Raw genomic sequence first — 21,972 nt, 5'->3', positions numbered from 1 at the left:
ACAAAATACCTAGGGGAAACACAATGAAATACCTGAACTTCTTCTTCCGCGAAGGATCTTCAATAATGTTTTCAATATATCTCGTCATTTTTGCTTTGACAGATATCACATTACTACCCTTAGGAACTGAAGCAGCAGGCATGTTCGCGGTCGCGATTGTTTGTCTTATATATCTTTCTCTTCAAAGCGGTATGGCAGCCTATTCTAGCGTTGGAAATGACAGGCCTATTTTTGATTTCTTCTTTTCTTTAGCCCCGCTTTTTACGCTTTTGATGATTGCTGTTCTATCGGTCGTCGGCGCAACAACACTCAGCACATTTGAATCCCTTTCAATGTGGCTCGCTTTTGCCATCACAATGATGGATGTCGTTTTTAACACACAGGTTATATTTAAAATGAACAGACTAGCGACAGATATGGTGCAAATGAGGTAAGAGCTAGTTTGCTCTTCTCAATCATCAGGTGTCTGGGCATTTTGCCATGATCTTCAAATCCATATTCATTCCATTATGCGCAATGATGTTTGTCTTAAGCGCATGCTATGACGAAGACAGTGGAAATGAATCTTCTCCTGAGGTCGTGAGTGAAAAGCCCAATCCAGTTCAAAACACGGCGTCCAAACCTATCGACCATGACAATCATGGACGCCCAAAAACCTATAAACTGGTTGGGCAAAAAGCGCCTGTTTTTAGCACCACATCATCACAAGGTGAAACCATCAGTTCAGCCGATCTTGAAGGGCGCTGGACAGTCGTCAATTTCTGGGGGCTTTACTGTCATGACAGCCTCAATGACGCCAAATATGCAAACGCGTTAAAAACCGCGATAGATCAAGACCCTGATCTGAACTATCTTTCTATTCACACTGCACCAATGGAAAAACAACTCTCCAGACCCTTTGGAAAATGGGGCGCGATAGAAACATTTTTCCAAGACAAAGGATATGATGAATACCCTGTCGCGCTGGATATAGATGCCGAGATCCGTGACATATTCAACATCGAATGGACACCAACCTATCTCCTGATCGGGCCAGACCTAACCATTGAAAGTTTTCGTACTGATTTTTCTGTAGACTCTAAAAACGGTATAAAAGACTTCATCAAAAAAGTTCAAAATATCAAAAAGAAAAAAACCGACCAAAGCGCCCGCCCTTCCGTTGTTGAACAAGCATATAACGCCGCGCCAGCCGCCACGATTTCCAGCGCTGGCGTCGCGGGTTTATCAAGCCAGACTCCCTTTGATATGTGGGCGATACAACAAGCATTTGATGGATATGATGTGCGTGCAGTGCGCATTGAAACACCGCAAAAAGATTTAGAGACCTATGAAATCTACAATGAGCAAGAGCTCGTTATGCTGATCAGTCCAGACGAAACCGGAGATTGGGTTGGAGATGCAACAGCAGTCACACCCGAGTTTAAAGGTCCACTTGGAGAAACCATCGGTGTGTCCCGTCTTGGTGACATACCCAAAGATATTCTTGGAAAATGCGAGCACGAAATTGGTTTTTATAAAAATGCGCTAACCTGCCGCTCAGACAATATTTCACGATTTGCACGCATTTTTGAAATACCTGATAATTACGCCACGTCATCAGGAAATATTCCAAGCGAAGTGCGCCAAGCATCCAAACTTATCGGGCTCAGATTCATTCCCGATAATCGCGTTTTTTAAACCGATTATTTAAATGGTTGAACAATCAAGCGATCCAGATGCTGATCGTTTTTTGTCTGGAATTCCACTTGCCCTATTTGTGCATTATCGACGTTTGAAAATGACGCGCGATAAGTTCTGAACATCTTATCCCAGACGGGGAGAAAGAACCCATAATTTGAATCGCTCTGAGATCTCTCAATCGAATGATGCACACGATGCATTGCGGGCGTAACAATCAAGAGCCTAACAATGCGATCTAACCATTTAGGCAGCAAAATGTTAGCGTGGTTGAACAAAGCACTCACATTTAGCACAATTTGGAACCAGAAAATCGTCACTGGCGGCACACCAAGGACACACACAATCAATACTTTCCAGCCAAGTGAAATCAGTATTTCTAAAGGATGAAAGCGAAAAGCAGTCGACACATCCACATCTGGATCAGTGTGATGCACACGATGCAATCGCCATAAAAATGGAATTTTATGGGTTAGAAAATGCTGAAACCAGATAGCTAAATCCAGTGCTAGAAAACAGATAATGAACACCATCCAATATGGCCATTCTAGCACCATATTGAACAAGCCAACGCCCTGCTCACCCGCCCAAATGGCAATTGCAGCCAGCCCCAAAGGCAGTGCCAATTTCACCAAGACATTGCTCAAAATCACAAGGCCAAAACTGCCCGTCCAGCGCTGCAAACGGGTGAGCTTTCTTTTGCGATCTGGGAAGTACATCTCCAGCAGAGCAAAGATTGCAAATGCACCTAAAAAGCTAGCTAGGCGAAGTATGGTTTCAAAATTTTCCATGCTTTCAACGTATTCATTTTAACCGACCTCTACAATGAGGCTTTTACCTCGCTTTAGTTTACGACATGGTGTGCAAATGCCTTTGTTTGATTCGCTCCGTAAATCTGAACTGCCTCGTGTCCTGGAATTTTTCGCAGGCGGCGGATTTGCAATTAAGGGCTTAGAGGACAGTTTTCATTGTGTTTTTGCTAACGACAATGATCCACTCAAGTCCCGAACTTACACAGCGAATTTCGGCCCAACTCACTTTGACACCAGTGATGTGTGGACGTTGGATGCTAATCACATTCCCAATGCTGAATTGGCATGGGCATCATTTCCTTGTCAGGACATATCCATCGCCGGGTCACGCAAAGGCCTAAACGCGCCCCGCTCCAGCGCATTCTGGGGGTTTTGGCGTCTCATAGAGGCAATGGCAGATGAAAAACGCGCGCCCCAAACACTCGCACTCGAGAATGTGGCCGGCCTCATCTCATCCCGTCGTGGACGCGATTTTACAACCGTCATAGAGACGCTAGCCGATGCAGGATATCGTGTGGGTGCCATGGTTATAGACGCGGCTCTTTTTAGCCCGCAATCGCGCAAACGATTATTCATTATCGCTCATAAAGGCCGCATACCCGAAGGGCTGGAAGCAAATCATCCTGATCCAACCTACCACCCTCAAAATCTTCAGAAAATTGTCGCGCAGATGGACCCGACATGCCGCATGGCATGGACATGGTGGCAACTGCCTCACCCCCAAGAGAGATCCATTCAGCTTGAAGACATACTCGACCGTAAAGTGCCTGAAAACGCGTGGAGATCTCCAGAAGCCGCGCAAAAATTAATCGCGCAAATGTCACCAGCGCACCGCGCTAAATTTGATGCCGCATTGAAACAGAAAAAATGGCGTGCCGGAGCAGTTTATCGCCGGATACGGGTCGAAGATGGAAACAAAATTCAACGTGCAGAAGTGCGATATGATGGCCTCGCAGGATGCCTTAGAACACCTGCTGGAGGATCATCCAAACAATTGCTGATGATCACCCATAACGGAGAAGCGCGCCTAAGGGCATTGAATGCACGAGAAGCTGCCCGTTTGATGGGACTAGACGACACTTATATTCTGCCAGAAAAAGAAACACCCGCGCTTCAAGTCATTGGTGACGCGGTCAGCGTACCCGTTGTCAATTGGTTATCGGAAAATCTGCTAAAAAAGCTTGTTCTACGCCCATCTCGATCATAAAATTCAAATCATTATGAAATGGTTTGAGATCCCCCACTCATCTGGCCCTGTTCATGCATAGATAAATTAGACAAATTCACTGAGATTATTTCGGCGAATGCGCAAAAACATTGTACAACGTCTTTCAGCATACGCCCAACAGGCTTATATCAGTCTAAAAGTACACTATTTTAAGAGATTCATCTGACCATGCTTCACATCTCGACACAAAAACTCATCGAGAAACTCCTCGAACGCACCCTATCTGGGACGATTGATTGGAAAGAACGTGTGCCCGATGGTGTGATTCTGGAAACAGAAGGTTATGTCGTTGAGCTAACCGCGTCTCCAGCCAATGTTAAACTTTCACAAGTCTCTGGTCGTCTGCTCGAAGATGTCACGCATGAAGTTTTAGAAAGTACGCTCAATCAAGCTGGCCGCGATTATGCCAGCATCGTTGTCGAGCTTGCCGGAGAAGCTGACCGCTATGCCAAAGGCACCGAGCAAGCAATCGCTTCAATCCTTGACGCCGTTGAATCTAGCAATACGCCAGTCCTAAAATCAGGACCATCTTTCCTCGGTCAGCCCAAAACTGAAGCCCCAGCAACTGAGGCTGAAGAAGCAAACACTGAAGCAGAAACCGTTTCATCCGATTCTGATCCATCAACAGAAGCTGGAATGAACGCAGCTATTGTTAAAATGGTCGCCGAAATCAACGGCCCTCCTGCAGGTGAAGAGTTGGATGAATTGGAAAATTCTCCAGAAACTGAAGCTGACGAAGAGCCAGCAGAAATAGAGCAAGAAGAGCCAATTGCCGAAGTTGAAGCTGAGCCTGTTGTTGAAAGTGAAGAGGTCGAGCTTACACCTGAAAATGCGGAAGCTTTGCTTGCTGAAGGTCTACCTGAAGAACCTTCTGTTGATGAAATAGAAAACATCGAAGAACAAATAGAAGAAGATATTCCAGAGTTCAAAACTCACATTGTTGAAACACCAGCTTCAGGCATTGCAGCTGGAAGCATGGCAGCGGCAGCGGCTGCAGCCGCGCTTGCTCAATCCACAGCAGATGAAACAAGCGAAACTGAAGATAATATAGACGAAATCACTTCAGATGAAACTCATGCATCTGAAAACGATGATGATTTACCAGCTGATACACCAGAAACGCTTCCAGAGCTTCCAGACATACATGACATTGATGAGCTAGAAACAGCTGTAGAGGATGAAACTGATACGGTTGAGGCTGAAGCAGAAATCGAAGAAACAGAAGCTTCAATAGAAGAAATTCTTCCTCCACCGCCGCTTGATCTGGAACCCACAGAAAAAACGCTAGACTCTGATACGTTGGAAATAGACCTTCCAGAATTGGAAGATGAAATTCAACTTGATGACATCGAAGAAACAGTGATTGCTGAACCGGAAGCCGATTTCAACAAACCTGCGACGAACGACCATTTCCAGCCATTTGCCAAGAGAAGTGCTGAAATAGCCGAAGACGCTGCAGAAGACGAAGTCGAACCGGCTTCCGCATTCGAAGATGACATGCCACCTGCGCCCAAAGCATTGCCGCAAGTTGATGAAGAATTGGCTGCTTTAGACATTGAACAACAAGCAATTGAGCTTGAAGTTGCAACACACACTACGGCACCAGAAGCTCTTGAAGCCCCACCAACACCAGAGTCTCCAGAACAAGAGCCGCAAATGGTCGAGGAAGCAGCAGCATCTGCCAAAATCGAAGATGCGCCTGTTGAGCCCAAACCTGCGACGCCTGCTCCACTTGGATTTACATTTAAAAATAAAGTGACAGCCACAGGACTAACAATAGGCCGCAATATCGGGACTTTAATTTCAGGCGTCCCAGAGGATATTCGTCAACGCGCAGATGACCATGAACGCATGGTTCGATTGCAAACTGAAAAAGCACAAGCTGAAGAGCGAGCAATCAAAGCAAGAAAAGCAGCGGAAGATGCACGTAAATCTTCAGTTGGCTTTAAATCCTGGTCTTAGAATAATCACGCAAATAAAAGCCTGCTATAATTAATAAATGTAGCAGGCTTAATTTATGTTTTTTAAGTTTGGTCCTATGGACGGCAATTACGAGGCAATAAATACCCTGTAAGCTGGTTATCGACCATAACAGCTTCAGCATCCAGACATGCACGCGGCGGCGGACCACTTTCAACCCGCATAAAACGACCAGATACATTCATCCAGTCTTCGCGCTTAACATCACTTAACGCATCCATAGATTCGACACCGCCAGCTTCGCGCGCAATGCACAAATATTGATTATTCTTTGCTGTCTGCAAAACAAAAGCCGTCAAACCCTCATCACGAGATTGCATTGCAGTCACCATAGCTTTGCGTGATGCGCCGTCGCTTATCTCGTCCAATGCTCTGAAACAAGCATCAGATTCTATTGCATATATACCTATCTCTTTGGTCCAGTTTGAATTCGCTGCTTCATCAACAGATTCAGATGGTGCCTCTGCTTGAGTTTCACCTTTATAAACACACCCGTGATAACTCACATCATCGTGAAAGACGGTAATAGATCCACGAACAGGTTCATTGGCTTGTGCATTCACACACTCTCCCGCCCGAATAGAAATCGTCATTGCCTCCAACACGAATGAGTCAGCTCCATCACTTTTTTCAGGTGCGCTGATTTTGGCTTCTATCTCTGGCAATCCCAAACGTTGAAAAACAAACCATCCATTGTTTAGCTCCAATCTCCAGAAAGGCTCCTGACCTGCTGCATAGAATGGAGGATCAACAACCCAATTGGATGTATCCAGAACAACATCCTCCGCCTCTTCAGGCATCGCCAGCTCAAGCGTTTCGGGAATGACATATTGAGGAGAACCAACTTCAGATTCAGTTACATCGCTTTCATTCTCGTCTGTTTTATCTGCTCCATTGTCACAAGCAGACATCATCAAGACAAAGGGCAAAACCGTCATTAGAACGATATTCCGTTTTTCACGCAGACACTTCATTGATTGGTCCTGAATCCCATTCTCAATTTTGGCCTCGAAAGACTTCAAGCCAATGTAATAACCACTCAACCAAGAAGGTAAATGATTAAATCCCTAAATGTCGGCAATGTCCGTGAAAGATCACATAATTTCATGCTTCAAACCGACTGATAAATCTGCCGCTCAGAATCAAGCAGCTTCCCTTAAGTACATTCGACATAGAAAATGTAATTGTGAAGAGATTAAAAAAAATAAATACTTACATTTCTCAGTTTAACTTCAGCAAAGCACGTTTCTCATTAAATCTGAGTCCGCCTGATACGATAAAACCGGTATGAAAAAGTTGAAATACAATCCCTGACCAATGCTATCCTTTAATGCGCAATAGCAAGTGCTGGCCCATGGTCTGAGCGCAATAAAGTACGGCTAACACCACCAAAGATCAGCTCTTCAACTCGGGAATGTCCAAAAGCACCAGCAACCAATATACCCGCCCCCTCGTCTTTGGTGAGTTTAAGCAATCCATCCGCAACTTCACCAGAAAATTCACGAACTGTCATGGGTATATTCCGCACTTCAAGCCATTCGCGAACAATTGAGGTATTCTCTGGGCCATCCATATCTTGAGGATCAATACGATCAATATTTTGAGCAATTACGACGCGGTCTGCGCTACAAATAACACGTTCATGCAAAGCAACTGCCCGCGCGGCTTCAGGACTTCCATCCCATGCGATAACGATCGTTGAAATGTCAGGATCTTTATCTGTTCCAGCTATAATAACCGGTTGGCGACGTGACATTAATGTATATTCAAATGCAGAACCATACGGGCCACTGGCACGGCCACAATCATGGGGAAAAACCAATGCAGCCGACAATATAGCTGCCGCTCCAAATTCCTGCTCTGGTAAACCTTCAATATGACGTACAAATGCCATTTCAGGATCCATTTTCTCGGACGCGCAAATGGCTTTAAAATTCTTTTCTAATTTTTCGCGCGTATTTTGCTGTGCCTCTTTCACACCTTGAAGAACTTGCGCGCTGCTAGGCATATAAAGCCCCACTCCCGCACCAGTCATTAACAACGAACCTGCAGGGTCTGGCATTGCAGAAATACCTTGGACTTTGGTTTTAAGTCGCTTTGCCAATCGGCAAGCCAAAACACTTGCTTCAGTCATTGCTTCAGCACCCTCAGTCAGGGTCAGAAATACGCTCATAACATACCCTCCAGATCAAAAATTGTTTACAGAAAGAAAAATCCTTTCTTTCTGTGTGGATTTAAACACAAATATTGATCTATGAACACAGTTCCTTTGTCGCAATCTCCCATTTAAGACAAAAAAACCGAGTGTCAGAAGTGACACTCGGTTTCTTCACGATACTCTGGGGGAGAGTATCAGGGGTGCTGGTATGTGTTACTTACCAGCGGGAGGAAAACGTTCGTAGAAGGTTTGTCCCTTTGTCGCCATTTCACGTAGCATGGCTCCAGGACGGAAACGCTCACCATATGCATCTGCTAAACGGTCTGCTTCAGCCACAAACGCAGCTACGCCCCATTTAAGGTCAATGTATGAAACCGCTCCACCTGTGTAAGGCGCAAAGCCCCACGCAAGGATAGATCCGACATCACCATCACGCGCATCAGTGATAACACCCTCTTCAAAACAACGTGCAACTTCAACGCTTTGGCGAACCAGAAGACGATTAATAAGTTCTTGGCGCTCTTCAAGAGACACTTCTGTTGTTTTGACTTCGATTTTCTCAGACAAGCCTTTCCAAATTTGTGAAGGCTTACCTTTTTCATCATAGTCATAATAACCTTTACCGGCTTTGCGGCCGACACGGTCTTTTTCTTCAACAATCCAAGCTGTCAAAGCACCTAGCGGATCGGCATTGTAATCAACACCCTCTGCAGCTGCCATCTGACGTCCAATCTTAAGCCCTGTATCAAGTCCAACACTATCAGACACTTCAAGTGGGCCCATAGGCATACCAGATTGGCGTCCAACATTCTCAATGATAGCTGGTGCAATACCTTCACTCAGCATTGTGATGCCTTCATGCGTATATGTGCTGAAACAACGCGATGTATAGAAACCACGGAAGTCATTAACGGCAACAGGAGTCTTCTTGATCTTAAGCACATAGTCGATTGCTTTAGCCAAAGTCTCTTTAGACGTTTTCTCACCCATAATAATTTCAACAAGCCCCATTCTCTCAACAGGTGAGAAGAAGTGGATACCAATGAAATTGTCAGGACGCGATGACGCTTCCGCAAGACCTGTAATCGGCAATGTTGATGTGTTTGATCCCATCACGGCTGTATCAGCAATTTGTGCTTCACAATCAGCCGTAATCTTAGCTTTTAGCTCTGGGTTTTCATACACAGCTTCAATGATCAGGTCAGATCCTTTAAGCTGGTCATAGTCTGTTGTGGGAGTAATCAACGCAAGAAGAGCATCCGCTTTTTCTTGTGTCATCTTACCGCGACTAACGGCTTTATCGACGATACGTTTTGAATAATCTTTACCGCGATCAGCTGACTCTTGAGACACATCCACAAGAATAGTTGGAATACCGGCAGCTGCTTGAACATAAGCAATACCAGCTCCCATAAGCCCCGCACCCACGACACCAACTTTGTTGATTTCGTATTTTGGAACGCCTTCTGGACGTGATGCACCTTTGGATAGGTCTTGCAAGGATTGGAACAATGTCCGCACCATGCCTTGGGCTTCTGGTGTCGCCACTGTTTTAGCGAAGTAACGGCTCTCAACTTTGATCGCCAGATCCATCGATAATTGAAGACCTTCATACACACATGAAAGAATGTTTTTCTGTGCTGGATAGTTACCGTGAGTCTCTTTAACGATCATGGCATTACCCATCATCAAGACTTGTGTCGCCATTGGGTGCTGGTTTGGAATTCCGCCCGGCACTTTAAATTTAGGTTGATCCCAAGGCGCAACAGCTTTCGGGTTTGCAAGAACCCACTCAGTCGCTTTTTCGACAAGCTCAGCAGTTGGCGCAGATGCGTGACACACGCCCATAGAAACAGCTTCAGCCGCTTTCATTGTCTTCCCTTGAAGAAGGTAAGGTGCAGCAGCCTGAATTCCCATCAAACGCGGAAGACGCTGTGTACCACCACCACCTGGTAGCAAACCGATTTTGCCTTCAGGAAGCGCAATGCGCAGCTTTGGTTGATCATCAGCAATGATACGGTAGTGACAAGCAAGTGCCAGCTCTAAACCGCCGCCCATCGCCAAACCATTAATCGCAATAGCAACCGGCTTACCGCATGTTTCCATTTCGCGGAAAAGCTTGTTAATGCCAAAAGCCATGTTGAAAACTTCGGCTTTTTCTTCTGGTGTTTCTGCTTTACTTGCTAATGCCAAAAGACCTGTCATCTCACCAAGGTCAGCACCCGCACAGAAGCCGGACTCTTTTCCTGATGTAAAAACAAGACCTTTAATCGCGTCGTTCTCTGTGACTTCTTTGACAATCGCAGCAATATCTTCATTTGCCGCTCGCGTCAGTGTGTTCATAGAACGCTCAGGTGCATCAAACTTTGCCAACGCAACGCCGTTATCACCTACCTCGAAGGAGAATTGTGTTAAATTCATAGCTGTGTCTCCCTTAAACGCGTTCAATAACAGTTGCAGTACCCATTCCGGCACCGATACATAGAGTCACAAGAGCTGTTTCTTTGTCAGAACGCTCAAGCTCATCAACCATAGTTCCAAGGATCATCGCACCTGTTGCACCCAGCGGGTGACCCATTGCGATTGCCCCTCCATTCACGTTCATTTTGTCGTGTGGAATGTTGAAATGTTGCATCATACGCAGAACAACAGCAGCGAATGCTTCGTTCAACTCGATCAAGTCGATGTCGTTAATGTCCATTTTCAGCTTGCCAAGCAGCTTCTCAGTCACATCTACAGGACCAGTCAACATGATTGTTGGCTCAGAACCGATAGAACAAAAACCTTTCATGCGTGCACGCGGCTTAAGACCAAGGCGTTCACCCATTTCTTTTGTACCGATCAAAACACCAGCCGCACCATCAACAATACCTGATGAGTTACCAGCGTGGTGCACATGGTTCATTTTTTCAATTTCAGGGTAACGCGAAAGCGCCACAGCATCAAAGCCCATTTCTCCCATCATCTGGAAGCTTGGGTTAAGGCCAGAAAGGCCTTCCATCGTCGCATCTGGACGCATATGCTCGTCATGGTCTAGCAAAATGCCGCCCATTTGATCTTTTACGGGAATGATAGATTTCCTAAAACGACCCTCTTCCCATGAACGGGCCGCACGTTTCTGACTTTCCACCGCATAAGCATCACAGTCTTCACGCGAAAAACCGTATTTCGTGGCGATAATGTCAGCTGACACACCTTGGGGCACAAAACGAGTTCCGATCGCTGAAATCGGGTCTACAGGCCAGGCTCCGCCATTTGACCCCATCGGCACACGAGACATCGCTTCAACACCGCCTCCAATCGCCATATCCGCTTCACCGGACATAACTTTAGCAGCAGCCATATTACAGGCTTCCAGTGCTGATGCACAGAAACGATCAACCTGCACACCAGCAACTTTTTGATCATATCCAGCATTCATCACTGCGATACGCGCAATATCAGAACCTTGCTCACCAATGGGAGCAACACATCCGAAAATGGCATCATCAACTTTTGATGTATCCAAATTATTACGGTCGCGAATTGCTTCTAGAACTTGTGTCGCTAAAGAAAGCGACGTTGTTTCATGCAAGGAACCATTCTTGCCTTTTCCGCGCGGAGTTCTGACCGCGTCAAAAATATATGCATCTGGCATTCTTGTTTTCTCCCGTGTGTGGCGGCTTCCCGCCACGAATTAGAAGTCTAATATGAGTAGACGTAGTTATTATTTATCCGATTAGAATTGCGCTTCTTCTAGCAAGAAGAGAGGCTCAGCACCGGTTTTTACTTTTACCAGATGCGCCGCAACGTCAGGCAACATGCGTTCAACAAAATAACGCCCTGTCGCTAGCTTTTCTGCATAAAAACTATCGCCTGAATCTTTCTTAGCGAGTGCAGCTTTCGCCATGCGCGCCCACATATACGCAAATGCAGTATATCCAAAGATGTGCAGATAGTCATGAGATGCTGCCGCTGCATTATCTGGGTTTGTCATCCCGTTTTGCATCAACCACATTGTTGCTTCTTGAAGCTGACCTTTAGTTGTTTTCAAAGCATCAATATATAGCTTCATGTCTTCGCTGTCGTTTTCTGCAATAAATGCATCCATCTCAGCATTGAAGGTCATGATGGCACGGCCACCTTTTGATGCAAGCTTACGACCAACAAGATCAAGCGCTTGAACACCATTGGTTCCTTCATAAATCAGAGCAATACGGCAATCGCGAACAAATTGCTCCATGCCCCACTCTCTAGTGAAACCAGAACCACCGTGGATTTGCATCGCGTCGATACAGCCTTTAAGGCCTTTATCCGTCAAGAATGCTTTGATAACAGGTGTCAGCAAGCCCATATAATCGCCGGCTTTTTCACGTGTTGCTTCATCTTCTGCGCGATGTTCCAGATCATTTTGCAAAGACGTCCACAATGAGAACGCACGCGCACCTTCATTGAATGCTTTTTGATCCATCAACATACGGCGCACATCAGGGTGAACAATAACTGGGTCAGCCGCTTTCTCTGGCGCTTTCACACCAGATACTGAACGTCCCTGAATACGATCTTTGGCAAAATCAACAGCGTTTTGATAAGAGATCTCTGATTGTGCGAGACCTTGCATACCAACACCCAGACGCGCAGCATTCATCATCACAAACATTGTGCGCATGCCTTTATTTGGCTCACCCACGAGATAACCCGTCGCGCCATCATAATTCATCACGCATGTCGCGTTTCCGTGGATACCCATTTTCTCTTCTAGGCCACCACATCCACATGCATTACGCTCACCTGGGTTTCCATTTTCATCCAGAATGAATTTCGGCACGATAAATAGAGACACACCTTTAATGCCTTCAGGCGCGCCTTCAATTTTAGCCAACACAAGATGGATAATATTGTCAGTGAAGTCGTTTTCACCACCAGAAATCCAGATCTTCTGACCCGTGATTTTATATGTACCATCAGCTTGGGGTGCAGCTTTGGTTTTCATCAAACCAAGGTCAGTCCCACAATGTGGCTCGGTTAGGTTCATCGTACCTGACCACTCACCCGACACCATTTTAGGAACATAAGTTTCTTTTTGCTCTTGTGAGCCACCAGCGACAATCGCTGAATAAGCTCCATGAGTTAGGCCTGGATACATTGCAAATGCCATGTTTGCAGATGACATCATTTCGCTAATGGCACTATCCAACACATAAGGTAGACCTTGGCCGCCAAATTCAGGGCTAGCTGAAAGTCCAGTCCATCCACCTTCAGCCATTGCTTTATAGGCCTCAGGAAAACCATCCGGTGTTTTCACGCTTCCATCAGCGTTACGGATAACACCTTGTTGATCTCCAACCATGTTCAACGGATGCAAAACTTCTTTGGAAAATTTCGCACCTTCATTCAAAATAGCGTCAACAAGGTCTTCTGAAAGCTCAGAAAAACCTGACAGATTATTATAAGATTCAATGTTCAAAACATCATTTAAAATGAAGCGCATATCGCGCACGGGAGCATCATAACGAGGCATAATATCACCTGTATTGGGAATAGTGGTTTAGGTTTATTTGTATACGCAAAAAGACGATTTCAGCTATTCTGCGGCTTCGGCATTTTTGAAAATCCGGTCACGTTCTTGCAACAGCACTTCTTTGCTTGGTTTAGCTAAATGATCATTGATCGCTTTCATGTGCTCTTTGATTTGAACAAGCGCACCGTCAATATCACGCCGTTGTTTCTCTAGCTTTTTCACTTGATCTTGATAGCGCTCCAACATGCGTTCCATCTGAACACGTGGGCCTTCCAAGTTATACACGTCTAGCAATTCTCGAATTTCAGCGAGTGAAAAACCGATATTTTTACCTTGTAAAATCAATTGCAGACGACCACGATCTTTATAAGAATAGACGCGGTGCATACCATTACGTGTGGGGTGTAGAAGATCCTTGTCCTCGTAAAAACGAAGTGCTCGCGGCGTAACTTCAAACTCCTTGGCGAGCTCACCAATGCTGTATGAACGCATAATTTTCTCCCGATTGCTGCCTATTTTAGAATGGCTTATATGCAATTATATATACCTACCCCTTACGTGAACGTCAAGTATTTTCTGCTGCAGTGCGACATTTTTAGCAAAAATTTACTTATCGTGAAGAAAACACTGAAAATTCTGCCTAGTTAACCAATCCATTAACTCCCCTTTAAGCAAAAGCATCGCATCTAAGAGATTGGGTATAATTTGCCGGAGTTCATTAACTCTGCGTTAGTATAATAAGACTGGAGCCAAGGATGGGGCATGCACCTTGGAGCGTTAAAGGAATAGATCCTAAAGCTCGCGCGAAAGCTAGAGAACACGCTCAACGAGATGGCATAACTCTCGGAAGTTATTTGAACCGCCTTCTATTAGAAGACAGCGGATCCTATGATGGTGAAAAATCCCACTCCCCTTTAAACTCCATACTTCGCGGCGAAGCACCTCCTGAGCGCGTTTCCGAAGTAGCTAGCACACTCGAAGAAATTTCCCGTCGCATGAATGCAGGTGAAAACCGCTCAACGCAGGCATTGGCCGGCGTCGATCAATCCATGCTTACGCTTTTGAATCGCCTTGAATCGACTGAACGGGCAACAGCTGGCATGGCAAGCCGGTTTGATGGTGCCCTTGATGATATGCGCGCAACGCATGCATCCTTAGAAGAGCGTCTAGATTCAGTTAGCCGCAAAGATAATTCTCGCCGCATGCTAGATGCCATGCGTGCTTTAGAGGGTGCACTCACAAAGCTTTCTAAACAGGTTCACGACACAAAAGATAAAGTTGCGACAGAACACGATAACCTTCGCGAAGAAGTCAATCGCGGCGTGTCACACCTTTCCAAAGAAGTCGATAACATCACGCGACGCGTGGATGAGAGCACACGCAGATTTGATGACACTTCCAGTCGTTTGGACCGTTTCGAGCGCACTGCTGATGATCGCCTACGCGATGCTTTAGGCCGCACAGAGACAGCGCTTGATGTCGCCCGTGCGCAATCTCGCAAAGCTGAAGAACGTTTCAATTCATTAGAAGACAAAGTCAGCGAAACACAGCGCAAAGCAGATACAGCTCTAGCGACATCTCAAAATTCATTCAATGATCTGCGCGAAAGCCTCAAATCATTTGCATCTCACACAGATAGCAAACTTGATGAAGCGATATCGACTGCGGACACTGCGCTTTCTACCGCACAAAGAAACTCAAGCGAAATTTCAGCAGAAGTCACCAAACGCAATAATGAGCTCGCTGAAAAACTTTTTGGCAGCATTAATGACGTCGAGCAGCGCATAGCTGCGGCTCAGCAAAATGTGACTTCCATGTTTGCGAAGGTTTCAGACGTTGGCGCAAAAGCTGAAAAAGCTGAGCGTTCAGGCAAGTCATCTGAAGAAGCCTTGGCAACACTTCAGGCAGCTATGGAGCGCATCAATGAACGCGTATCAGCTGCTGAAGAAAACAAAGCGAACGCAATCACTGATCTTGAAAAATCATACAGCACGCTGGATGAGCGACTTGACGAAGTGCAGCAAAAAATCGGCGATTCCACCAATATCCGCGAAGAATTTGAAGCAAAACTAGCCTCCATCGCTGATGATTTCTCCAAATCTTTGGAAGACACGCGCACAGAAATGGCCCAAATCAGTAGCCAAAGCGCTGCGGGGAATGAAGGCGGCAATGCGATTGAAGCTCTGCAACAGCAAATGGATGCGGTTCACTCTGAAATAGCCGCAGCTGAAGAGCGTCAATTAAACGCTGTAGAGCTCATCACAGGTCAGCTTGAACGCCTTTCTGAAGCATTGGACCAACGCTTACACGCAGTTGAAACGAACAAATCAACGAATGTTGGTGTTCTGGCCGAGCAAGTCGGCAAAATTGCTGGGCACATGGAAGAGCGTCTGGAAGCAACAAACAAAAAGATTGATGACACAGAGCGTCGCAGCGCTGAGGCAATCGAACAAGTCGGCGAACATGTTGCTCGTGCAACAGAGCGTCTCCAAGCTCGCAATGAAGAAACTTTCGACAATATCTATGAAAAAATAGACGAAGTTTCTAAATCTACGCGCCAGCACCTTTCATCAACAATGGAAGATATTGAAAAACGTTTGCGAGATGCAAGAGAAGAAGCCGAGCGCATCGTGTCCCCTGTTCAAAACACAGTATCCTCACTCGCTAAGCGCATCAACAACATGTCGTCTGGTGATAATGATGACATTGACTTTGAAGATGACTTTTCTTCAGACATCGCACCACCTCCGCTACCATCTGCAGACTTAGAAGACGATCAAACAAGTCAGTTCAGTAATGATTCCGGCATACTTGATGACTTCATCGATGCTGTAGAAATGCCAGAAACTGATGCCTCATCAACAATAGACGATTTTGAAGAAAACACGACTTCACCACCCGTGTTTGAAGATGAATACACATCCTCAAGCGCCTCTGAAGGTGGCATTAAAGACGATGAAATCGCAGATATCGCTTATAATGCCCGTAAAGAATTTGCTGCAGAACTCGCTGAGCAGCGTGCTGAACTGGAAGCAGAAGAAGAATTATTCCGTCAAAATGATGATGCTGTCGAAGAATTTGCAATTAATTCACAGTCTACATTTCCTATATCAGAAGACGAAAACCTATTTTCCGGTGACGCTGAAACAGATGCTTTCACATCTTCACTAGAACTTGAATACGAAACAGAATTGCCAGTTGATAGCCCTGCTTATCACATGCGGTCTGATGAGGGGCTTAATGATGACCCTTATGCTCGCGCCAGCAATAATAGCTCTGAATTCCTAAATAGCGCACGCCAAGCCGCCAAAGAACGTGGAACCACTAACCGTGCTATCGTGACGGGCAATGACGAACGCAAAAACAACAAACTTCCAATGGTTGCCGCTGGTGTTTTAGCGGCTGCTGTCGTTGGCGGCGCAGGCATGGTTGCAATGCGCGGCAAGCATGTGAATGCAGATGATGCTTTCACAACCACACCGCCTAAATTTAACCCAGATTCAATTCAATCCGGCTCAACACTGGAAGACGAAGACACACTATTTGATTCAAACGAAGAAGCAGCCGACACACAAGCGGCACTCGAACGAGAGCAAAATATGGAATTTGCAAACCTAAATGTGGATGAAGAATTGCTATTTCCGCAAGAGGCGCGAATTTTGACGTCTGACAATTTCAAAAAAGCTGAAGCAACATCTGGCGCACTCAACAGTGCATCTGTTGCGCCAGCAAAACGCGTATCTCCTTTAGATGCATTTGCCTCTTCGCGTACAAAAGACATTGCTGAAGCATCTGCCACATCCGCAACACCTGCCGCAGCAACAAGCAAAGCTTTACCAGAAACTCTCACCTCTATGCCAAAGACTGTTACGCTTGAAACAGCAGCTGCAAGTGGTTCCCCTATCGCCTTGCACGAATTGGCAATAAAGCAACTGGCTTCAGGTGAAAAACGCATCGCTGCTGAAACGATGCGCAAAGCTGCTGATCAAGGTCTTGCGGCAGCTCAATATCGTATGGGTAAACTTTATGAGCGCGGCGAAGGTGTACCGCGCTCCATTAAAGAAAGCCGCAAATGGACAAAACTGGCAGCGGAAAATGGCAATGTTAAAGCTATGCACGACTTAGCGGTTTTCTACGCTGAAGGCGAAGGCGGAGAACAATCCTTCCTCTCAGGTGTAGAATGGTTCTCACGCGCAGCTGAATACGGCTTGATTGATAGTCAATACAATCTAGGTGTGCTGTATGAGCAAGGTCTTGGCGTTTCCACGGATTTAGCTAAAGCAGCTTACTGGTTTGAAGTGGCCGGCCACAATGGAGATGCTGATGGAACGCGCCGCGCGCGTGAAATTTTGCGCAATCTTCCATCAACAGAAGCAAACAAAATTATCGCTGACGCTGACGCATTCATTCCGCGCCAAATGAGCGCTGCTGCAAACGGGAAATTTGGACCACAATCGTGGAATGCCCCCATGAAGACTCAAATTGCCGAAGTTCAATCGCTACTTTCTAAAATAAACGGCATACAACTGACAAATGATGGTATTATGGGGCCAAACACACGTAATGCTATTCGATCTTGGGAAGAAAGAAATGGGCTCATACCCACAGGCGATGTTTCAGACGCATTATTGCGTCAATTGCGTGCGGCTACTCAAAAAGCAGCTTAACTCCTCCAATTGGCAGAGCTAAGGTGTTTTTAAATACCATATTACACCATTTGAGACTAAAAGCTTGCCGCTTAAGGGTTTTCTTTCCCGTCTGCTGGTTTTATCCATTATATAGGCGTGCTTGATTTAGGCGCACCTCATTGGAGGAAAAATGCAAATACACCTGCCTATCGCTGAAATGGCCGTTGATCCTCTCGTGATCATCGCAATTGGCGCAGGTGTTGGCTTTGTTTCTGGTCTTTTCGGTGTCGGTGGCGGATTTCTCCTTACACCACTTTTAATGTTTGCTGGCGTACCCGCAGTTGTCGCCGTTTCCACCCAAGCAAATCAAGTTTTAGCAACCTCTATTGCAGGTGCCTCCTCTCATTGGAAAAACCGCGCCGTCGACATACGCATGGGCCTGTTCATGATGTCCGGGGGCTTGGCCGGTTCTGGCCTCGGTGTCTGGGTATTCAAGCTCCTAAAAGCATCAGGCAATATAGACGAAGTCATTGCGATATCTTACGTGCTTTTCCTCGGCACGATTGGTGGCTTGATGTTTTGGGAAAGTATCGGACCCGCCATTGGCAATAAATCCGATGGCAACAAAGACCCCAAACGCCGAAGCGCAATGCGCGCTTGGACGCGCGCCCTGCCATTTAAACGACGTTTCCCAAGATCGGGCCTTTATATAAGCATGATCCCTCCGGTTTTGATCGGCTTTTTTGTTGGTTTTCTTGCGGCTGTGCTTGGTGTCGGAGGTGGATTTATCCTAGCCCCTGCAATGGTGTATTTATTGGGTGTCCCAACACGTGTTATGGTGGGTACATCACTTTTTCAAATTATTTTCCTGACAGCTTTCGTGACTTTCCTGCAAGCGGCAGTCAACCAAACAGTCGACCTTGTTCTTGCTGCTGTTTTAATGTCCGGCGGCGTTGTGGGTGCCAAGCTTGGTGCGGCCACTGGTCAATATCTCAATGCGGCTCAGCTGCGTTTCCTGCTCGCGCTTGTTGTTCTCGCAATGGGCGGAAAATTAGCGTATGATCTTATCTTTGGAACATCCGTAGAATTTACGATGGAGGCGCTTAAATAATGCGCCGCTTTTTACCAATTCTAGCGCTTATTTATTGGGTCTCCAGCTTCGCCTTAGTCAGCAATGCCGACACACCCGATCTTATTGCAAACAAACCTGAATTATCGGCCGCCCTATCTGAAAGCAAAATCAAGGTCGATGTTGATTTTTCTGGCACGCGCATCACTCTCTTTGCAGTCTCTGACCAATGGGATAATCCAAGCGTCACCTTCGCAGTTGCTCTAGTGGGACCGCAACGCCCCTATACAATTACGCATCACACAAAAAACAATAAGGAACGCTTTGTTTTTGTCTCAGCACCAGCGATTTTATCCGTTGCAACAGAGGCCGGCAAAGACGATATCGAGACAGCAAAAGAACTCAATCTTGCCATTATAAATCCGCGCTACAGCGCAATGCCCGAACCTGACAACATGAACGACCCCAAACTGGAATATTGGCGACAAGCATTTGCTGACCTTAAAACTCAAAAAGGTCTCTTCAACACAAATACACACGGTCTGCAGCGATTGGATGGCGGTCTGATACGCGCTGATATTGACCTACCCGCTGCTGCTCCACCGGGTATGTATGATGTCCGGATTTTACTTTTTCAGGACGACACATTGCTCGCCGAAACGCAAACACCTTTATTGCTCGAAAGAAAAGGTGTTGAAAATGCGCTTTTCACCCTCTCCCTTAAACATCCTATTATATACGGGTTTCTAGCTGTCCTTCTGGGATGCAGCGTTGGTATTGGTGCAGCGTTTCTAGGTGGTGGTCGCCGCTAACAACACCCTAGACATTGGCAAGCCGCTGAGATGGGCGCGCAAGCGTTATAATAGACTCGCCAATTTTTGCCCCCACTTTGGGAAACATCGCAATCACCCCAGCTTGATCAAGACTGAATAATTCTCCGCCAACTCTAAGTATTGGCTCGCCCTTGGGCAGAAGGTCAAAATTACTGATTTCATCAACAAGCAATCCATCATCTTCATGAGATTTGATAATCACTTGATAGAGTTCATAACATTCAAAATCGCCTTCAATCGTCGGCAGCTCGCCATCCACCATCCCCAGCCCAACGAGTGCTCCAGTTATGGCGGAAACACCATTTGATATGCAATCAGCAGCCTGATGTTGGCCGCATTCAACAGTGCACGCATAACCGCCTGCATTGCGCATATATTCTGTCATACCGACACTCTTCTCTAGCGCCGGATAAGGATCATCTGTTTTGCCAATCGATTCGTTAAACTCTGCCAATGCGCGATTATACGATCCAAGCCAACCATGCATCACCCGCTTAATACCAACAGATGCACCAAAAGCTGTTTCAGCAATTTCATGCTGAAATGGCTCTAAGCCATCAGTGTTGTTTTTGGGTCCCAATAACGCAAATGCACCATCCCCTTTTCGGAAGCTATGCAGGTCAAGTAACACATCATGAGAAGCCAAAATTTCGCGTATCTCAGGCACAATTTTATGTTCACTTAAATCTTGAAGATCTTTCGCGCCCATGCAGCGATTTAGATCAATATCCACAAAACGTGTGTTTTGTGCGCGCGCAGCCTCATTCACCACAGGCACAAAAGTCACGCGCCCTTTTTTGAGTTTTCGATCCCAGTTTTCCAAAAAAGACCCAATGGCATCTGGCCCCGCGCGTTCATCCCCATGAACTGCCCCTGTGATCACCACAGCAGGACCATCAATGCCAGAGTCAAACTCAAATTTTTCCACAATAAGTCCCGCCTAATAATACGATCAATCAATCGGCGGGACGTTATTTTCTTGAAAGCTAAAAAGCAATGCTGCTTTTAAACAAGATTACTCTGCGACAAAGCGGGAAACTTCAGCAGCAAACGCTTCTGGTTGATCCATCATGAGATAATGACGGGCATTTTCGATCATGCGCAAATCTACATTTTGAAGCGCAGCATAATTAATCTGATAGGCCCCCGCCACAGCATTCTTTGGAAAACCCGTCGCCTGATCAAAAGCATAAACGACAGTCGTCGGCACCGAAATTTTAGATACGTCTTTGCGCAAATCCGTCAACATCACATCATACATGATATTTGCAACAGCCGCGCGATCCGATGAAATAGACCATTGAGCAGCAATGGCTGCATCTTCATCAGACAAAGTCAGACGCTTCATCGCCGCTTTTTGACTGTCAGCAAATTCATCATCCGATTGCGCCAACATCTTATCGCGTGCTTCCACCGCCGCAGGCTTCATATTTTTCTCAGTCGCCATTGGGTTTATCAAGACTGAAAAGAAAGGCAGCACATCTACAGACATCACCTTCGAGACAGGTGCCTCTTCCTGACTAGCAACCATCAGCGCAACCAAACCACCCATTGAATGACCAATGATTGATGGCTTCTCCAACGCGCTGGCATAAGCTGAAACCTGTTTGGCAATTTCAAACAGACTGCCAGGCTCACTATTTTGACCAACGTCCGAACCAGCAAATCCATTCACATGCAAAACGTGAACTTCATGGGTGGCTTCAAGCTGTTCACGCGTTGCATCCCAAACATCTGGAGATGAAGCTAATCCCGGCAACAATATGATTTGAGGTTTGCCAGACGCAGATTGTTCGGCAATTTCTCCGTATATTTCGACTGTGAAACGCGTTGGTCTTAGTGGGTTTACATGATCCAAATTCAAAGTCTCGTCTGCTTTAGCCTGTGCGTCCGAGATAGTTTCGGTTGGCTCTTTGTCTGGCTCAATCGATTTTTCGGTCGGTGAACACGCCTGTAGCCCAAGACCGATGGTCAGAGCTATTGTCGACAAAAATATTTTGCCTCGCTTTAGGATCATCATCAATATCTCCTCCACTTTATTGTAAAGAGAGATTGAAGCAATATCTTCAAAAATTCAACAAGCGTTT

The 21,972-nt window shown here is 46.0% G+C and carries 16 protein-coding genes; 7 read left to right on the top strand and 9 right to left on the bottom strand.

The annotated features are described in order from the left end of the window. The first annotated feature begins 23 nt into the window (after nucleotides 1-23). Together HBAL_RS04705 and HBAL_RS04700 are read left to right on the top strand one after the other, a co-directional pair. Nucleotides 24-434 carry a hypothetical protein gene (locus HBAL_RS04705; protein ID WP_049763126.1) on the top strand — a complete coding sequence of 137 codons (411 nt, stop codon included), beginning with the start codon at nucleotides 24-26 and terminating at the stop codon, nucleotides 432-434. Between the two features lie 46 nt (nucleotides 435-480). Continuing rightward, the gene (locus HBAL_RS04700; RefSeq protein WP_041301972.1) at nucleotides 481-1,677 is read left to right on the top strand and encodes a TlpA family protein disulfide reductase; all 1,197 of its coding nucleotides are present in this window, start codon (nucleotides 481-483) and stop codon (nucleotides 1,675-1,677) included. A gap of 5 nt (nucleotides 1,678-1,682) precedes the next feature. Here the strand turns inward: HBAL_RS04700 and HBAL_RS04695 are convergent, their stop codons facing one another. Next, nucleotides 1,683-2,468 (bottom strand): sterol desaturase family protein, encoded by a 786-nt coding sequence (locus tag HBAL_RS04695; protein WP_015826780.1) that lies wholly within the window; start codon nucleotides 2,466-2,468, stop codon nucleotides 1,683-1,685. A 76-nt stretch (nucleotides 2,469-2,544) separates the two neighbouring features. On the opposite strand from HBAL_RS04695, the gene HBAL_RS04690 reads away from it, so the two are divergent. Together HBAL_RS04690 and HBAL_RS04685 are read left to right on the top strand one after the other, a co-directional pair. Beyond that, nucleotides 2,545-3,696 carry a DNA cytosine methyltransferase gene (locus HBAL_RS04690; RefSeq protein ID WP_015826779.1) on the top strand — a complete coding sequence of 384 codons (1,152 nt, stop codon included), beginning with the start codon at nucleotides 2,545-2,547 and terminating at the stop codon, nucleotides 3,694-3,696. A 189-nt stretch (nucleotides 3,697-3,885) separates the two neighbouring features. Continuing rightward, the gene (locus HBAL_RS04685) at nucleotides 3,886-5,679 is read left to right on the top strand and encodes a hypothetical protein (RefSeq protein WP_015826778.1); all 1,794 of its coding nucleotides are present in this window, start codon (nucleotides 3,886-3,888) and stop codon (nucleotides 5,677-5,679) included. Between the two features lie 74 nt (nucleotides 5,680-5,753). Here HBAL_RS04685 and HBAL_RS04680 read toward each other — a convergent pair whose 3' ends face one another. The 6 genes from HBAL_RS04680 to HBAL_RS04655 form a co-directional block, all read right to left on the bottom strand. After that, nucleotides 5,754-6,671, bottom strand: a complete 918-nt coding sequence (locus tag HBAL_RS04680) for a COG3650 family protein (RefSeq protein ID WP_015826777.1) — start codon at nucleotides 6,669-6,671, stop codon at nucleotides 5,754-5,756. Between the two features lie 353 nt (nucleotides 6,672-7,024). Next, on the bottom strand, nucleotides 7,025-7,870 hold the full coding sequence (locus tag HBAL_RS04675; protein WP_015826776.1) for a universal stress protein: 846 nt from the start codon (nucleotides 7,868-7,870) through the stop codon (nucleotides 7,025-7,027). 198 nt (nucleotides 7,871-8,068) lie between these two features. Next, complete coding sequence (locus HBAL_RS04670; protein WP_015826775.1) at nucleotides 8,069-10,276, bottom strand: 3-hydroxyacyl-CoA dehydrogenase NAD-binding domain-containing protein; 2,208 nt, start codon at nucleotides 10,274-10,276, stop codon at nucleotides 8,069-8,071. A 13-nt stretch (nucleotides 10,277-10,289) separates the two neighbouring features. Further along, on the bottom strand, nucleotides 10,290-11,492 hold the full coding sequence (locus tag HBAL_RS04665; RefSeq protein WP_015826774.1) for an acetyl-CoA C-acetyltransferase: 1,203 nt from the start codon (nucleotides 11,490-11,492) through the stop codon (nucleotides 10,290-10,292). A gap of 81 nt (nucleotides 11,493-11,573) precedes the next feature. Continuing rightward, nucleotides 11,574-13,355: an acyl-CoA dehydrogenase C-terminal domain-containing protein gene (locus HBAL_RS04660; protein WP_015826773.1), complete on the bottom strand. Its 1,782-nt coding sequence runs from the start codon at nucleotides 13,353-13,355 to the stop codon at nucleotides 11,574-11,576. Between the two features lie 63 nt (nucleotides 13,356-13,418). Beyond that, nucleotides 13,419-13,847 carry a MerR family transcriptional regulator gene (locus tag HBAL_RS04655; protein WP_015826772.1) on the bottom strand — a complete coding sequence of 143 codons (429 nt, stop codon included), beginning with the start codon at nucleotides 13,845-13,847 and terminating at the stop codon, nucleotides 13,419-13,421. A 263-nt stretch (nucleotides 13,848-14,110) separates the two neighbouring features. On the opposite strand from HBAL_RS04655, the gene HBAL_RS04650 reads away from it, so the two are divergent. The 3 genes from HBAL_RS04650 to HBAL_RS04640 all read left to right on the top strand — a co-directional run bounded on the left by HBAL_RS04650 (nucleotide 14,111) and on the right by HBAL_RS04640 (nucleotide 19,864). After that, nucleotides 14,111-18,022 (top strand): peptidoglycan-binding protein, encoded by a 3,912-nt coding sequence (locus tag HBAL_RS04650; RefSeq protein ID WP_015826771.1) that lies wholly within the window; start codon nucleotides 14,111-14,113, stop codon nucleotides 18,020-18,022. A gap of 151 nt (nucleotides 18,023-18,173) precedes the next feature. Next, complete coding sequence (locus HBAL_RS04645; RefSeq protein WP_015826770.1) at nucleotides 18,174-19,094, top strand: sulfite exporter TauE/SafE family protein; 921 nt, start codon at nucleotides 18,174-18,176, stop codon at nucleotides 19,092-19,094. Beyond that, nucleotides 19,094-19,864 carry a TIGR02186 family protein gene (locus tag HBAL_RS04640; RefSeq protein ID WP_015826769.1) on the top strand — a complete coding sequence of 257 codons (771 nt, stop codon included), beginning with the start codon at nucleotides 19,094-19,096 and terminating at the stop codon, nucleotides 19,862-19,864. Before HBAL_RS04645 ends, HBAL_RS04640 begins: the two co-directional genes overlap by 1 nt. Nucleotides 19,865-19,871: 7 nt before the next feature. On the opposite strand, the gene HBAL_RS04635 is transcribed toward HBAL_RS04640, so the two are convergent. Beyond that, the gene (locus HBAL_RS04635; RefSeq protein ID WP_015826768.1) at nucleotides 19,872-20,813 is read right to left on the bottom strand and encodes a succinylglutamate desuccinylase/aspartoacylase family protein; all 942 of its coding nucleotides are present in this window, start codon (nucleotides 20,811-20,813) and stop codon (nucleotides 19,872-19,874) included. Between the two features lie 87 nt (nucleotides 20,814-20,900). Beyond that, nucleotides 20,901-21,905: an alpha/beta fold hydrolase gene (locus tag HBAL_RS04630; protein WP_049763125.1), complete on the bottom strand. Its 1,005-nt coding sequence runs from the start codon at nucleotides 21,903-21,905 to the stop codon at nucleotides 20,901-20,903. Nucleotides 21,906-21,972: the final 67 nt, after the last annotated feature.

This window comes from Hirschia baltica ATCC 49814 (assembly GCF_000023785.1).
GTDB classification, from domain to species: domain Bacteria; phylum Pseudomonadota; class Alphaproteobacteria; order Caulobacterales; family Hyphomonadaceae; genus Hirschia; species Hirschia baltica.
This window is presented reverse-complemented; position numbering and strand designations above follow the sequence as displayed.

Excerpts from the sequence above, each read along its gene's own strand:
- HBAL_RS04685 (WP_015826778.1), top strand. The coding sequence starts at position 3,886 with ATGCTTCACATCTCGACACAAAAACTCATCGAGAAACTCCTCGAACGC.
- HBAL_RS04645 (WP_015826770.1), top strand. The coding sequence starts at position 18,174 with ATGCAAATACACCTGCCTATCGCTGAAATGGCCGTTGATCCTCTCGTG.
- HBAL_RS04705 (WP_049763126.1), top strand. The coding sequence starts at position 24 with ATGAAATACCTGAACTTCTTCTTCCGCGAAGGATCTTCAATAATGTTT.
- HBAL_RS04700 (WP_041301972.1), top strand. The coding sequence starts at position 481 with ATGATCTTCAAATCCATATTCATTCCATTATGCGCAATGATGTTTGTC.
- HBAL_RS04695 (WP_015826780.1), bottom strand. The coding sequence starts at position 2,468 with ATGGAAAATTTTGAAACCATACTTCGCCTAGCTAGCTTTTTAGGTGCA.
- HBAL_RS04680 (WP_015826777.1), bottom strand. The coding sequence starts at position 6,671 with ATGAAGTGTCTGCGTGAAAAACGGAATATCGTTCTAATGACGGTTTTG.
- HBAL_RS04665 (WP_015826774.1), bottom strand. The coding sequence starts at position 11,492 with ATGCCAGATGCATATATTTTTGACGCGGTCAGAACTCCGCGCGGAAAA.
- HBAL_RS04630 (WP_049763125.1), bottom strand. The coding sequence starts at position 21,905 with ATGATGATCCTAAAGCGAGGCAAAATATTTTTGTCGACAATAGCTCTG.
- HBAL_RS04660 (WP_015826773.1), bottom strand. The coding sequence starts at position 13,355 with ATGCCTCGTTATGATGCTCCCGTGCGCGATATGCGCTTCATTTTAAAT.
- HBAL_RS04655 (WP_015826772.1), bottom strand. The coding sequence starts at position 13,847 with ATGCGTTCATACAGCATTGGTGAGCTCGCCAAGGAGTTTGAAGTTACG.
- HBAL_RS04670 (WP_015826775.1), bottom strand. The coding sequence starts at position 10,276 with ATGAATTTAACACAATTCTCCTTCGAGGTAGGTGATAACGGCGTTGCG.
- HBAL_RS04650 (WP_015826771.1), top strand. The coding sequence starts at position 14,111 with ATGGGGCATGCACCTTGGAGCGTTAAAGGAATAGATCCTAAAGCTCGC.
- HBAL_RS04640 (WP_015826769.1), top strand. The coding sequence starts at position 19,094 with ATGCGCCGCTTTTTACCAATTCTAGCGCTTATTTATTGGGTCTCCAGC.
- HBAL_RS04690 (WP_015826779.1), top strand. The coding sequence starts at position 2,545 with ATGCCTTTGTTTGATTCGCTCCGTAAATCTGAACTGCCTCGTGTCCTG.
- HBAL_RS04675 (WP_015826776.1), bottom strand. The coding sequence starts at position 7,870 with ATGAGCGTATTTCTGACCCTGACTGAGGGTGCTGAAGCAATGACTGAA.